This window comes from Pseudomonas sp. B21-019 (assembly GCF_024749225.1).
Classification (GTDB): domain Bacteria; phylum Pseudomonadota; class Gammaproteobacteria; order Pseudomonadales; family Pseudomonadaceae; genus Aquipseudomonas.
Genome location: NZ_CP087193.1, coordinates 4,541,502 through 4,556,010, shown reverse-complemented (window position 1 = coordinate 4,556,010; position 14,509 = coordinate 4,541,502). Strand labels below are relative to the sequence as shown.

Below are 14,509 nucleotides of genomic sequence, written 5' to 3'. Positions count from 1 at the left end.
CGTGATGGGGGCGCTGTGCACCATAAAAATACGTTGAGCGACTCGGCATCCGTCGAGTGCAGCACTTTCGGGGAAGTAACGATGAAGATGCGACGACTCTTGGGCGCAGGTGCCGCTTTGGTGCTGGCAATCAGTTCTACCGTAGCCAGCGCTGAAGGCAAGGCAGTAACGATCGGTTATGTGGACGGCTGGTCGGACAGCGTCGCCACGACCAACGTGGCTGCTGAAGTGATCAAACAGAAACTCGGTTATGACGTGAAACTGCAAGCGGTTGCCACCGGGATCATGTGGCAAGGTGTGGCCACCGGCAAACTCGACGCCATGCTGTCGGCGTGGCTGCCCGTGACTCACGGCGAATACTGGGCGAAGAACAAGGATCAGGTCGTCGACTACGGCCCGAACTTCAAGGATGCGAAAATCGGCCTGATCGTGCCGGAGTACGTCAAGGCCAAGTCCATTGAGGATCTGAAAACCGACGAGAGCTTCAAGGGCCGTATCGTCGGCATCGACGCCGGTTCAGGCGTGATGCTCAAGACCGATCAGGCCATCAAGGATTACGGTCTGGACAATTACACCCTCAAGGCCAGTTCCGGCGCCGGCATGATTGCCGAGCTGACCCGTGCCGAGAAGAAAAACGAATCCATTGCCGTCACCGGTTGGGTGCCGCACTGGATGTTCGCCAAGTGGAAACTGCGCTTCCTGGAAGACCCGAAAGGCGTTTACGGCGCAGCTGAAACCGTGAACAGCATCGGCAGCAAAGAACTGGCAACCAAAGCGCCTGAAGTCGCGAAGTTCCTGAAGAACTTCCAGTGGGCGTCGAAAGACGAAATCGGTCAAGTCATGTTGGCGATTCAGGACGGTGCCAAGCCTGAAGCCGCAGCGAAAGACTGGGTAGCCAAACACCCGGATCGCGTTGCCGAATGGACCAAATAATTTGAGCTGAAGCGTCTGGTCAGCACTTCTCAAGGCCCCTTGGCTTAAATGCCAAGGGGCTTTTTGCTTTCTGTGGGAGCAAGGCGGGGCGAAACAGTCATGTCGTTCTAATACTAAGGTCGTCTGGAACCTGTCCGGTAGCCGCATAGAGTGGATAACGTTCCAACTAAAATCTGTGCTGCGAGGATAAAAACAATGAACGACAGCATTTACCTCTCGATTCAAAACAGCCCGCGCTTCAAGGAGCTGGTTAGCAAGAGGGAACGATTCGCCTGGATTCTTTCAGCGATCATGCTTGGGCTGTACTCCGGATTCATCCTGTTGATTGCTTACGGGCCGCATATTCTGGGCGCGAAAATCAGCCCCGAGTCTTCGATTACCTGGGGCATTCCGATCGGTGTCGGGCTGATTGTTTCGGCCTTTATCCTGACGGGCATCTACGTGCGACGCGCCAACGGCGAATTCGACGACTTGAACAATGCGATTCTCAAGGAGGCTCAGCAATGATCCGGCGTCTAATCGCTCTCTTGAGCATCGCAGCCTTTGCACCGGGCGCCTGGGCGGCTGAGGCCCTGACGGGTGCAGTGCAGAAACAACCGCTCAACGTATCCGCGATCATGATGTTCGTGGTGTTCGTCGGGGCAACCTTGTGCATCACCTATTGGGCGTCCAAGCGCAACAAATCGGCCGCCGACTACTATGCGGCGGGCGGCAAGATCACCGGTTTCCAGAACGGTCTGGCGATTGCCGGTGACTACATGTCCGCGGCGTCCTTCCTGGGTATTTCCGCCCTGGTGTTCACCTCCGGCTACGACGGCCTGATCTACTCGATCGGCTTCCTGGTGGGCTGGCCGATCATTCTGTTCCTGATCGCCGAGCGTCTGCGTAACCTGGGCAAGTACACCTTTGCCGACGTGGCGTCCTATCGTCTGGGGCAAACTCAGATCCGCTCGCTGTCGGCGTGCGGTTCGCTGGTGGTGGTGGCGTTCTACCTGATCGCGCAAATGGTCGGTGCCGGCAAGCTGATTCAGTTGCTGTTCGGCCTGGACTACCACGTTGCGGTGATCCTGGTCGGTATCCTGATGTGCCTGTACGTGCTGTTCGGCGGCATGCTGGCGACCACCTGGGTACAAATCATCAAGGCAGTGCTGTTGCTGTCCGGTGCCTCGTTCATGGCGCTGATGGTGATGAAACACGTCAACTTCGACTTCAACACACTGTTCTCCGAGGCGATCAAGGTTCACGCCAAAGGTGAAGCAATCATGAGCCCGGGCGGCCTGGTGAAAGACCCGATCTCGGCGTTCTCCCTCGGCCTGGCACTGATGTTCGGTACCGCTGGCCTGCCGCACATCCTGATGCGCTTCTTCACCGTGAGTGATGCGAAAGAAGCACGTAAAAGCGTGCTGTATGCAACCGGCTTCATTGGCTACTTCTACATCCTGACCTTCATCATCGGCTTCGGCGCGATCCTGTTGGTGAGCACTAACCCGGCCTTTAAAGATGCAGCTGGCGCGCTGTTGGGCGGCAACAACATGGCGGCGGTGCATTTGGCCAACGCGGTGGGTGGCAGTGTGTTCCTGGGCTTCATCTCGGCGGTGGCGTTTGCGACCATTCTGGCGGTGGTGGCTGGCCTGACCCTGGCCGGTGCCTCGGCAGTGTCCCATGACCTGTATGCCAGCGTGATCAAGAAGGGCAAGGCCAACGAGAAGGACGAAATCCGCGTCTCGAAAATCACCACCATCGCTTTGGCGGTGCTGGCGATCGGCCTGGGCATTCTGTTCGAGAAGCAGAACATCGCGTTCATGGTGGGCCTGGCGTTCTCCATCGCGGCGAGCTGCAACTTCCCGGTGCTGCTGCTTTCCATGTACTGGAAGAAACTGACGACTCGCGGTGCGATGATCGGCGGTTGGTTGGGGCTGGTCAGTGCGGTTGGCTTGATGGTGCTGGGGCCAACCATCTGGGTGCAGATCATGGGTCACGAGAAGGCGATCTTCCCGTATGAATACCCGGCGCTGTTCTCGATGATCATTGCCTTTATCGGGATCTGGTTCTTCTCGATCACTGACAAATCTACTGCGGCTGACAATGAGCGGGCGCTGTTCTTCCCGCAGTTTGTCCGTTCGCAGACCGGGTTGGGGGCGAGTGGGGCGGTTTCGCACTAAGGCTTCTTATATATAAGCTGCACTGACACGAATGCCCCGGTCGAGAGATCGGGGCATTTTTATGGGTGGTTATCGCCCTTTGTGTGTACATATCCGTTTCTGAGGTAACGGCCGCCTATGGTTTCGCTCTTACAGCGAGTCACTTTCGAAAAGCGCGAAAGTAACCAAAGCGCTTTTGCCCCTTTCGTTCGGTGCCTCGCCCGGGCTCGGCATGCCCTCGCTCCGGTCCTGCTCCGTGGGCCCGCCGCCATCGGCCATCCATGGCCGGGGGCGGCTAACCCGGCATCCATGCCGGGTTGCCCACTGCGCAGAACCTCCACTCGGCCTCTCGAGGGGGCGTGCACCGCAAAAGCAAAAGCGAGGCGGCCTACCGGCCGGCCTGACTTCAAGTGAACGCGTTCCCCTGTAGGAGCTGCCGAAGGCTGCGATCTTTTGATCTTGCCGTTGCTTTGGCTTTTGATCTGTCTGCCCCTTTCCCGGAGGTCGAGCCGCCGTTACCGAAGAAACGGATATGCACACAACCAAAGCGCACAAACAAAAACGGCCTCTATCTACATAGAGGCCGTTCTCGGTGCAACTTAAGACGTTATCGCAAGACAGGTCTTATTTGCGGTCTTCAAGCGGGGTGATGTCACGCGACTCGTAACCGGTGTACAGCTGGCGCGGACGGCCGATCTTGTACGGGCTGGAGAGCATTTCTTTCCAGTGGGAGATCCAGCCGACGGTCCGCGCCAGGGCGAAGATCACGGTGAACATACTGGTTGGAATACCGATCGCCTTGAGGATGATCCCCGAGTAGAAGTCGACGTTCGGGTACAGCGAGCGTTCGATGAAGTACGGGTCGGTCAGGGCGATCTCTTCCAGGCGCATGGCCAGTTCGAGTTGCGGATCGTTGGTGATGCCCAGTTCCTTCAACACTTCGTCGCAGGTCTGCTTCATGACGGTAGCGCGTGGGTCGCGGTTTTTGTAAACCCGGTGACCGAAGCCCATCAGTTTGAACGGATCGTTCTTGTCCTTGGCCTTGGCGATGTACTTGTCGATGTTCGAGACATCGCCAATTTCATCGAGCATGGTCAACACGGCTTCGTTCGCACCGCCGTGGGCAGGGCCCCACAGTGCAGCGATACCGGCGGCGATACAGGCGAACGGGTTGGCACCCGACGAACCGGCCAGACGTACGGTGGAGGTCGATGCGTTCTGCTCGTGGTCGGCATGGAGGATGAAGATCCGGTCCATGGCCTTGGCGAGTACCGGGCTGATCGGTTTGATCTCGCACGGGGTGTTGAACATCATGTGCAGGAAGTTTTCCGCGTACGACAGGTCGTTGCGCGGGTACATCATGGGTTGGCCCATGGAGTACTTGTAAACCATTGCAGCCAGGGTCGGCATCTTGGCAACCAGACGGATCGCGGAGATTTCGCGATGCTGCGGGTTATTGATGTCGAGGGAGTCGTGGTAGAACGCCGAGAGGGCGCCAACTACACCGCACATGACGGCCATTGGGTGGGCGTCGCGACGGAAGCCGTTGAAGAAGGTCTTCAACTGCTCGTGGACCATGGTGTGGTTCTTCACGGTGCCGACGAACTGGGCCTTCTGTTCTGCGGTCGGCAGCTCGCCGTTGAGCAGCAGGTAGCAGGTTTCCAGATAGTCCGACTTTTCAGCCAGCTGTTCGATCGGGTAGCCGCGGTGCAGCAGAATACCGTTGTCGCCGTCGATGTAGGTGATCTTCGACTCGCAGGAGGCGGTCGACATGAAACCAGGGTCAAAGGTGAAACGGCCCGTGGCCGTCAGGCCCCGAACGTCGATAACATCGGGACCAACGGTGCCGGTTAAAATGGGCAGCTCGACGGGGGCTGCGCCCTCGATGATCAACTGCGCTTTTTTGTCAGCCATGTGGCCTCCTATTTATGCTTGAAATCATCAGACAGACCCCCCACGCAGGGCCCGCACCACTATAGTGAGATAAATTCGAATGTCAATTTGCCTAAAGTCTTGCTCCAGAAGGCTTTAACCGGACTTTTTTCTCGAAATTGCCTGCCGTTTACGCCTTTTATATCACTTGTGCAATCCGCTATTAGGGGAAGGTGAACGCGTTGTCATTAGTAGCCTAACTGTCTATACTCGGCCACCGACCGCCAGGGGCTTTTGGGCCTGCTTTATTGGGGGTCGCATCCCTGGGTGGTGGTTACCTGACCAGTGCACTCCCCAACAACTTTGCCCTGATTGTTAGGGGCTCTTCAGTGTGAAAAAAAAGCCGTGAAAAGCCAACGACCTGTAAACCTAGACCTAAGGACCATCAAACTCCCCATCACCGGCGTTACGTCGTTTCTTCACCGTGTTTCCGGCATCATCCTCTTCCTGGGCCTTGGCTTCATGCTTTATGCATTGGGCAAGTCTCTGGGTTCCGAGGAAGGTTTTGCCGAGGTGAAGGCATGCTTGACCAGCCCGCTGGCCAAGTTCGTAGCATGGGGCCTCCTGTCCGCTCTTCTGTATCACCTGGTAGCCGGTGTGCGCCACTTGATCATGGACATGGGCATCGGTGAGACGCTGGAAGGCGGCCGCCTGGGCTCGAAAATTATCATCGCCGTTTCCGTGGTGTTGATCGTTCTGGCAGGAGTTTGGATATGGTAACCAGCGTTACGAACCTTTCGCGTTCGGGCCTCTATGACTGGATGGCGCAACGTGTGTCTGCGGTTGTTCTCGCGGCTTATTTTATTTTCCTGATCGGATACCTCGCTGCGAATCCTGGCATTGGCTACGCCCAATGGCATGGCCTGTTCGCCCACAACGGGATGCGTATCTTCAGTCTGCTGGCCCTTGTGGCCCTGGGCGCTCACGCCTGGGTCGGCATGTGGACCATCGCGACCGACTACCTGACGCCGATGGCGCTGGGCAAGTCCGCGACTGCAGTACGTTTCCTTTTCCAGGCAGTATGCGGCGTTGCGATGTTCGCTTACTTCGTCTGGGGTGTGCAGATTCTCTGGGGTATCTGATCCATGGCTAACATTCCAACGATTTCTTTCGACGCCATCATTATTGGTGGTGGCGGTGCCGGCATGCGCGCTGCGCTGCAATTGGCACAAGGCGGTCACAAGACTGCCGTGATCACCAAGGTTTTCCCGACTCGTTCGCACACCGTATCGGCCCAGGGTGGCATCACCTGCGCCATCGCGTCTGCCGACCCGAACGATGACTGGCGCTGGCACATGTACGATACCGTCAAGGGTTCCGACTACATCGGTGACCAGGATGCTATCGAATACATGTGTCAGGAAGGCCCGGCTGCCGTTTACGAGCTGGACCACATGGGTATGCCGTTCTCGCGTACCGAGCAAGGTCGTATCTACCAGCGTCCGTTCGGCGGTCAGTCGAAGGATTACGGTAAAGGCGGGCAGGCTGCCCGTACTTGCGCCGCTTCCGACCGTACCGGTCACGCGCTGCTGCACACCCTTTATCAGGGCAACCTGAAAGCCGGCACCGTGTTCCTGAACGAATACTACGCTGTCGATCTGGTAAAGAACGGTCAAGGCGAGTTCGTCGGTGTGATCGCGATCTGCATCGAAACCGGTGAAACCACCTACATCCGTGCCAAGGCCACCGTACTGGCCACCGGCGGTGCAGGTCGTATCTACGCTTCGACCACCAACGCCCTGATCAACACCGGTGACGGCGTTGGCATGGCGCTGCGTGCCGGCGTACCGGTACAAGACATCGAAATGTGGCAGTTCCACCCGACCGGCATCGCCGGCGCCGGTGTACTGGTAACCGAAGGTTGCCGTGGTGAAGGTGGTTACCTGATCAACAAGCACGGCGAGCGTTTCATGGAGCGTTATGCTCCGAACGCCAAAGACCTTGCCGGTCGTGACGTGGTTGCCCGTTCGATGGTTAAGGAAATCATCGCCGGCAACGGTTGCGGTCCGAATGGCGACCACGTAATGCTCAAGCTCGACCACCTGGGCGAGGAAGTGCTGCACAGCCGTCTGCCAGGCATCTGCGAACTGTCCAAGACTTTCGCGCACGTTGATCCGGTCGTCGCTCCGGTTCCGGTTGTTCCGACTTGCCACTATATGATGGGCGGCGTTGCCACCAACATTCATGGCCAGGCGATCACTCAGGACGCCGAAGGCAAGGACACCATCATTCCTGGCCTGTTCGCGGTTGGTGAAGTGGCTTGCGTATCGGTTCACGGTGCCAACCGTCTGGGCGGCAACTCGTTGCTCGACCTGGTGGTTTTCGGTCGTGCGGCCGGTCTGCACCTGGAAAAAGCGCTGACCGACGGTATCGAATACGACGACGCCACCGACGCCGACATCAATGCGGCCCTGTCGCGTCTGTCCGCTCTGAACGAGCGTACCGATGGTGAAGACGTGGCAACCCTGCGTCGCGAGCTGCAAAGCTGCATGCAGAACTACTTCGGTGTATTCCGTACTGGCGAATACATGCAGAAGGGTATTGCTCAACTGGCTGACCTGCGTGGCCGTATCGCCAACGTCAAGATCAACGACAAGAGCCAGGCGTTCAACACCGCGCGTATCGAAGCGCTGGAACTGCAGAACCTGCTGGAAGTGGCCGAAGCTACCGCCATCGCTGCAGAAGTGCGTAAAGAGTCCCGCGGTGCTCACGCCCGTGAAGACTTCGAAGATCGTGACGATGAAAACTGGCTGTGCCACACCCTGTACTTCCCGGGTGAGAAGCGCGTTGCCAAGCGTGCAGTGAACTTCTCGCCGAAGACTGTTCCGACTTTTGAACCTAAGATTCGGACTTATTAAGGGTGGCCACCATGTTGAAAGTCAGTGTTTATCGTTACAACCCTGATCAGGACGCTGCGCCGTTCATGCAGGAATTCCAGGTTGATACCGGTGGTAAAGACCTGATGGTGCTGGACGTGCTGGCCCTGATCAAAGAGCAGGACGAAGGTTTCTCCTATCGTCGCTCTTGCCGTGAAGGTGTTTGCGGTTCCGACGGCATGAACATCAACGGCAAAAACGGTCTGGCGTGCATCACGCCGCTGTCTGCCGTCGTAAAAGGTAACAAGCTGATCGTTCGTCCTCTGCCAGGTTTGCCGGTTATCCGTGACCTGGTCGTCGATATGAGCATCTTCTACAAGCAATACGAAAAGGTTAAGCCATACCTGCAGAACGACACGCCGGCTCCGGCCATCGAGCGTCTGCAGTCCCCTGAAGAGCGTGAAAAGCTCGACGGTCTGTACGAGTGCATCCTGTGCGCTTGCTGCTCGACTTCGTGCCCGTCCTTCTGGTGGAACCCGGACAAGTTCCTGGGCCCGGCTGCCCTGCTGCAAGCGTACCGCTTCCTGGCAGACAGCCGCGACACCAAGACGTCCGAGCGTCTGGCTTCGCTGGATGACCCGTTCAGCGTATTCCGCTGCCGGGGCATCATGAACTGCGTCAACGTTTGTCCGAAAGGCCTGAACCCGACTAAGGCCATCGGTCACATCCGTAACATGCTGCTGCAAAGCGGCGTGTGATTCAGCTGCTGTACCCGTAGAACCGCTGTACCCGTAGATGCTGCGGCGCAGGCTTCAACCGGCGCCGTAGTTTTAACCTGAGCAGCAGCCCATAAGGCTGCGGCTCTTATTTTGAAGAAATGAGACAAGCAGGGGCATCCGGGCTGGTACCCGGACTATCAGCGTGATCCTAAGTGGCTTGTTTTAGTCGCTGCATTCGGACTTCTGCAAGTTTGCTCGGTGTCGACGCCGGTGGTGTTCCCCTAACCGAGGGTGACCAAGCATGCAAGAAAGCGTGATGCAGCGCATGTGGAACAGCGCCTACCTTTCCGGTAGTAACGCTGCCTATGTGGAAGAGCTCTACGAGCTCTACCTGCACGACCCTAACGCTGTGCCAGAAGAGTGGCGCACCTACTTCCAGAAGTTGCCTGCTGATGGCAACACTGCCACCGATGTTTCGCACTCCACAATTCGCGATCATTTCGTCTTGCTGGCAAAGAACCAGCGCCGCGCCCAACCGGTTTCCGCCGGTAGCGTGAGCAGTGAGCACGAGAAGAAGCAAGTTGAAGTGCTGCGATTGATCCAGGCCTACCGTATGCGTGGCCACCAGGCAGCCCAGCTTGACCCGCTGGGGCTGTGGCAGCGTCCTGCACCTGCAGACCTGTCAATCAATCATTACGGCTTGACCAATGCCGATCTTGATACGACCTTCCGTGCCGGCGACCTGTTCATCGGCAAAGAGGAGGCGAGCCTACGCGAAATTCACGAAGCGTTGCAGCAGACATATTGCCGCACCATCGGCGCTGAATTTACGCACATCACCGATTCCGAGCAGCGCCAGTGGTTCCAGCAGCGTCTGGAAAGCGTGCGCGGCCGTCCGACGTACTCCGCCGACATCAAGAGTCACCTGCTCGAGCGCGTCACTGCCGGCGAGGGTCTTGAAAAATACCTCGGGACCAAGTATCCGGGTACCAAGCGTTTCGGTCTGGAAGGCGGCGAGAGCCTGATTCCGATGCTCGATGAACTGATCCAGCGTTCCGGCTCCTACGGCACCAAGGAAATCGTCATCGGCATGGCCCACCGTGGTCGTCTGAACGTGCTGGTCAACACCTTTGGCAAGAACCCGCGCGAGTTGTTCGACGAGTTCGAAGGCAAGAAGAAGGTCGAGCTGGGTTCCGGTGACGTTAAATATCACCAGGGCTTCTCGTCCAACGTCATGACCACCGGCGGTGAAGTTCACCTGGCCATGGCTTTCAACCCGTCTCACCTGGAAATCGTTTCTCCAGTGGTCGAGGGTTCGGTCCGTGCCCGTCAGGATCGTCGTAACGATCCTACCGGTGAAAAGGTTCTGCCGATCTCCATCCACGGTGACGCGGCATTCGCCGGTCAAGGTGTGGTCATGGAAACCTTCCAGATGTCGCAGACCCGCGGTTTCAAGACCGGCGGCACCGTGCACATCGTGATCAACAACCAGGTCGGCTTCACCATCAGCAACCCGCTGGACTCGCGCTCCACCGAGTACGCGACCGACGTTGCGAAGATGATCCAGGCGCCGATCCTCCATGTGAATGGTGATGATCCGGAAGCCGTGTTGTTCGTGACCCAGTTGGCCATCGACTACCGCATGCAGTTCAAGCGTGACGTGGTGATCGATCTGGTCTGCTACCGTCGTCGCGGCCACAACGAGGCTGACGAGCCAAGCGGTACCCAGCCTCTGATGTATCAGCAGATCACCAAGCAGCGCACCACCCGTGAGCTGTATGCCGATCGTCTGACCCAGAGTGGTGTACTGGACGCAGAGCGTGTTCAGGCGAAAGTCGACGAATACCGCAATGCGCTGGACAACGGTCTGCATGTTGTAAAAAGCCTGGTCAAAGAGCCGAACAAAGAGTTGTTCGTGGACTGGCGTCCGTATCTGGGCCACGCCTGGACCGCGCGTCACGACACTCGCTTCGATCTGAAAACCTTGCAGGAACTGTCTGCCAAGCTGCTGGAAATTCCGGAAGGCTTCGTGGTGCAGCGCCAGGTCTCGAAAATCTACGAAGACCGTCAGAAGATGCAAGCCGGCGGCCTGCCGATCAACTGGGGTTACGCCGAAACCATGGCGTACGCGACCCTGGCGTTCGAAGGTCACCCGATTCGCATGACGGGTCAGGACATCGGTCGCGGTACGTTCTCGCACCGTCACGCTGTCTTGCACAACCAGAAAGACGCGGGTACCTATATCCCGTTGCAAAACCTCTACAAGGGGCAGCCACGTTTCGACCTGTACGATTCGTTCCTGTCTGAAGAGGCGGTTCTGGCGTTCGAATACGGTTATTCGACCACCGAGCCAAACGCTCTGGTTATCTGGGAAGCCCAGTTCGGCGACTTCGCCAACGGTGCCCAAGTGGTTATCGACCAGTTCATCACCAGTGGCGAGCACAAGTGGGGCCGTCTCTGCGGTCTGACCATGCTGCTGCCGCACGGTTATGAAGGTCAGGGTCCTGAGCACTCCTCGGCTCGTCTGGAGCGTTACCTGCAGCTGTGCGCCGAGCACAACATTCAGGTAGCCGTGCCGACTACGCCGGCCCAGATCTACCACTTGCTGCGTCGTCAGGTGATTCGCCCGCTGCGCAAACCATTGGTAGTCCTGACTCCGAAGTCGTTGCTGCGTCACAAGCTGGCCATCTCGACCCTGGAAGATCTGGCCGAAGGTTCGTTCCAGACCGTGATCCCGGAAATCGATGCGCTTGATCCGAAAAAGGTCACTCGCATGATCCTGTGCAGCGGCAAGGTCTACTATGACCTGCTGGAAAAACGCCGTGCCGAAGGTCGTGAAGACATCGCCATCGTGCGTATCGAGCAGCTGTATCCGTTCCCTGAGGACGACCTGATGGAGGCGCTCGCCCCTTACACCAACCTCGAAAACGTGGTTTGGTGCCAGGAAGAGCCGATGAACCAGGGCGCCTGGTACAGCAGCCAGCATCACATGCGTCGCAGCCTGACCAACCATAAACAAGGCCTGGTCCTGGAATACGCTGGTCGTGAGGCGTCTGCCGCACCTGCTTGCGGTTACGCTTCGATGCACGCCGAGCAGCAGGAACAACTGCTGCAAGATGCTTTCACTGTTTAACGCCTTCGCGCACCTGAAACCGAATTTAAGGACCCACAGATAATGGCTATCGAAATCAAAGCCCCCACTTTCCCGGAATCGGTTGCCGATGGCACCGTTGCCACCTGGCACAAAAAACCGGGCGACGCCGTCAAGCGTGACGAACTGATCGTCGACATTGAAACCGACAAAGTCGTACTGGAAGTTCTGGCCACCGCTGATGGCGTGCTGGGCGCGATCGTCAAGAACGAAGGCGACACCGTTCTGTCCGACGAAGTTCTGGGCTCGATCGGTGAGGGCGGTGCTGCTGCCGCTCCAGCCGCTGCTGCACCTGCCGCTGCTGCCGCTGCTCCTGCCGAAGTAGGCGAAGACGATCCTGTTGCTGCACCGGCTGCTCGCAAGCTGGCTGAAGAAAACGGCATCAACATCGCTTCCGTTGCCGGCACCGGCAAAGGCGGTCGTGTGACCAAGGAAGACGTGGTAGCCGCTGTTGCCGCCAAGAAAGCCGCTCCGGCTGCTGCGCCTGCCAAGGCTGCTGCACCTGCTGCCGCTGCTCCGGTATTCGCTGCTGGCGACCGCGTAGAAAAACGCGTTCCGATGACCCGTCTGCGCGCCAAGGTTGCCGAGCGTCTGGTTGAAGCTCAATCGAACATGGCCATGCTGACCACTTTCAACGAAGTCGACATGACCGAAGTCATGGCCCTGCGTTCGAAGTACAAGGACCTGTTCGAGAAGTCCCACAACGGCGTACGCCTGGGCTTCATGTCGTTCTTCGTGAAAGCGGCTACCGAAGCGCTGAAACGCTTCCCGGCTGTCAACGCGTCGATCGACGGTGCCGACATCGTTTACCACGGCTACGCCGACGTTGGTGTAGCTGTTTCCAGCGACCGCGGTCTGGTTGTACCGGTTCTGCGTAACGCCGAACTGATGAGCCTGGCTGAAATCGAAGGCGGCATCGCTACCTTCGGCAAGAAAGCCCGTGACGGCAAACTGTCGATGGAAGAAATGACCGGCGGCACGTTCACCATCACCAACGGCGGTACTTTCGGTTCGATGATGTCGACTCCGATCGTCAACCCGCCACAGGCTGCGATTCTGGGTATGCACAACATCATCCAGCGCCCTATGGCGATCAACGGTCAGGTAGTTATCCGTCCGATGATGTACCTGGCGCTGTCCTACGATCACCGTCTGATCGATGGCAAAGAAGCTGTGACCTTCCTGGTGACCATCAAGAACCTGCTGGAAGACCCGGCTCGTTTGCTGCTGGATATCTGATTTCGTTGCACGGGCCGTTCAATGATGGACGGCCCTTCTGTAATGACCAGCTTCGTCCCACGACGGTCCTCAAAAGGGGCCGTCCGGTTTGATTCGAGAAGGAATGACACATGACTCAGAAATTCGACGTGGTAGTGATTGGTGCGGGCCCTGGCGGCTACGTGGCTGCCATTAAAGCAGCGCAACTGGGCCTCACCACTGCCTGCATCGAGAAATACACCGACAAGGAAGGCAAACTGGCCCTCGGCGGTACTTGCCTGAACGTCGGCTGCATTCCATCCAAGGCGCTGCTGGACAGCTCCTGGAAGTTTCACGAAGCGCAAGACGGCTTCGCGATCCACGGTATCAACCACGCTGGCGTGACCATGGACGTGCCAGCAATGGTCGGCCGTAAAGCCAACATCGTCAAAGGCCTGACCTCCGGCGTTGCAACGCTGTTCAAGGCTAACGGCGTCACTTCGATCCAGGGCCACGGCAAACTGCTGGCTGGCAAGAAAGTCGAAGTCACCAAGCCTGACGGTTCGGTTGAAGTCATCGAAGCCGAAAACGTCATCCTGGCTCCGGGCTCGCGTCCGATCGACATTCCACCGGCTCCGGTCGACCAGAATGTGATCGTCGATTCGACTGGCGCTCTGGAATTCCAATCCGTACCAAAACGCCTGGGTGTAATCGGCGCTGGTGTTATCGGTCTGGAACTGGGTTCGGTATGGTCCCGTCTGGGCGCTGAAGTCACCGTTCTCGAAGCACTGGATACCTTCCTGATGGCAGCGGACACCGCTGTTTCCAAGGAAGCGCTGAAAACCCTGACCAAACAGGGTCTGGACATCAAGCTGGGCGCTCGCGTGACCGGTTCCAAAGTGAACGGCGACGAAGTCGTTGTGAACTACACCGATGCCAACGGCGAACAGAACATCACTTTCGACAAGCTGATCGTAGCCGTTGGTCGCCGTCCGGTGACCACTGATCTGCTGGCTGCCGATTGCGGCGTGACCCTGGACGAGCGCGGTTTCGTGCACGTTGACGATCACTGCGCCACCACCGTACCGGGCGTTTACGCCATCGGTGACGTGGTTCGCGGCATGATGCTGGCTCACAAAGCCTCGGAAGAGGGCATCATGGTTGTCGAGCGCATCAAGGGCCATAAAGCCCAGATGAACTATGACCTGATCCCTTCGGTTATTTATACTCACCCGGAAATCGCGTGGGTCGGTAAAACCGAGCAGGCCTTGAAAGCTGAAGGCGTAGAAGTTAACGTCGGCACCTTCCCGTTCGCAGCCTCTGGCCGTGCCATGGCCGCCAACGATACCGGTGGTTTCGTCAAGGTCATCGCTGATGCCAAGACTGACCGCGTATTGGGCGTCCACGTGATTGGCCCGAGCGCCGCAGAACTGGTTCAGCAGGGCGCGATCGGCATGGAATTCGGCACCAGCGCTGAAGACCTGGGCATGATGGTTTTCTCCCATCCGACCCTGTCTGAAGCCTTGCACGAAGCAGCGTTGGCAGTGAATGGCGGCGCCATCCACATCGCCAACCGCAAGAAACGCTAAGCGGATAATAAGAAACCACGGCGGTACGGCC

Annotated in this window: 11 protein-coding genes; 10 read left to right on the top strand and 1 reads right to left on the bottom strand. The window is 57.9% G+C overall.

Going from position 1 to position 14,509, the window contains the following annotated elements; all coding sequences use genetic code 11:
* Positions 1-81: 81 nt before the first annotated feature.
* The 3 genes from LOY36_RS20190 (at position 82) to LOY36_RS20180 (ending at position 3,095) form a co-directional block, all read left to right on the top strand.
* Positions 82-933 carry a glycine betaine ABC transporter substrate-binding protein gene (locus LOY36_RS20190; protein ID WP_019648148.1) on the top strand — a complete coding sequence of 284 codons (852 nt, stop codon included), beginning with the start codon at positions 82-84 and terminating at the stop codon, positions 931-933.
* A 195-nt stretch (positions 934-1,128) separates the two neighbouring features.
* Positions 1,129-1,440 (top strand): DUF485 domain-containing protein, encoded by a 312-nt coding sequence (locus LOY36_RS20185; protein ID WP_008026759.1) that lies wholly within the window; start codon positions 1,129-1,131, stop codon positions 1,438-1,440.
* Positions 1,437-3,095 (top strand): cation acetate symporter, encoded by a 1,659-nt coding sequence (locus tag LOY36_RS20180; RefSeq protein WP_019579621.1) that lies wholly within the window; start codon positions 1,437-1,439, stop codon positions 3,093-3,095. The genes LOY36_RS20185 and LOY36_RS20180 overlap by 4 nt, the downstream gene beginning before the upstream one ends.
* 603 nt (positions 3,096-3,698) lie before the next feature.
* On the opposite strand, the gene gltA is transcribed toward LOY36_RS20180, so the two are convergent.
* The gene (gene gltA, locus LOY36_RS20175; RefSeq protein ID WP_018925105.1) at positions 3,699-4,988 is read right to left on the bottom strand and encodes a citrate synthase; all 1,290 of its coding nucleotides are present in this window, start codon (positions 4,986-4,988) and stop codon (positions 3,699-3,701) included.
* A gap of 363 nt (positions 4,989-5,351) precedes the next feature.
* Between gltA and sdhC the strand changes: the two genes are divergently transcribed.
* The 7 genes from sdhC to lpdA all read left to right on the top strand — a co-directional run bounded on the left by sdhC (position 5,352) and on the right by lpdA (position 14,478).
* Complete coding sequence (sdhC, locus tag LOY36_RS20170) at positions 5,352-5,726, top strand: succinate dehydrogenase, cytochrome b556 subunit (protein WP_015096190.1); 375 nt, start codon at positions 5,352-5,354, stop codon at positions 5,724-5,726.
* Positions 5,720-6,088: a succinate dehydrogenase, hydrophobic membrane anchor protein gene (gene sdhD, locus LOY36_RS20165; RefSeq protein WP_003210573.1), complete on the top strand. Its 369-nt coding sequence runs from the start codon at positions 5,720-5,722 to the stop codon at positions 6,086-6,088. Before sdhC ends, sdhD begins: the two co-directional genes overlap by 7 nt.
* 3 nt (positions 6,089-6,091) lie before the next feature.
* Positions 6,092-7,864, top strand: a complete 1,773-nt coding sequence (gene sdhA / locus LOY36_RS20160; RefSeq protein WP_258670461.1) for a succinate dehydrogenase flavoprotein subunit — start codon at positions 6,092-6,094, stop codon at positions 7,862-7,864.
* Positions 7,865-7,875: 11 nt separating this feature from the next.
* On the top strand, positions 7,876-8,580 hold the full coding sequence (locus LOY36_RS20155; protein ID WP_007936040.1) for a succinate dehydrogenase iron-sulfur subunit: 705 nt from the start codon (positions 7,876-7,878) through the stop codon (positions 8,578-8,580).
* Between the two features lie 262 nt (positions 8,581-8,842).
* Complete coding sequence (locus tag LOY36_RS20150; RefSeq protein WP_018925108.1) at positions 8,843-11,674, top strand: 2-oxoglutarate dehydrogenase E1 component; 2,832 nt, start codon at positions 8,843-8,845, stop codon at positions 11,672-11,674.
* 42 nt (positions 11,675-11,716) lie between these two features.
* Positions 11,717-12,931 (top strand): 2-oxoglutarate dehydrogenase complex dihydrolipoyllysine-residue succinyltransferase, encoded by a 1,215-nt coding sequence (gene odhB / locus LOY36_RS20145; protein WP_019648152.1) that lies wholly within the window; start codon positions 11,717-11,719, stop codon positions 12,929-12,931.
* 110 nt (positions 12,932-13,041) lie between these two features.
* Positions 13,042-14,478, top strand: a complete 1,437-nt coding sequence (gene lpdA / locus LOY36_RS20140; protein WP_018925110.1) for a dihydrolipoyl dehydrogenase — start codon at positions 13,042-13,044, stop codon at positions 14,476-14,478.
* Positions 14,479-14,509: the final 31 nt, after the last annotated feature.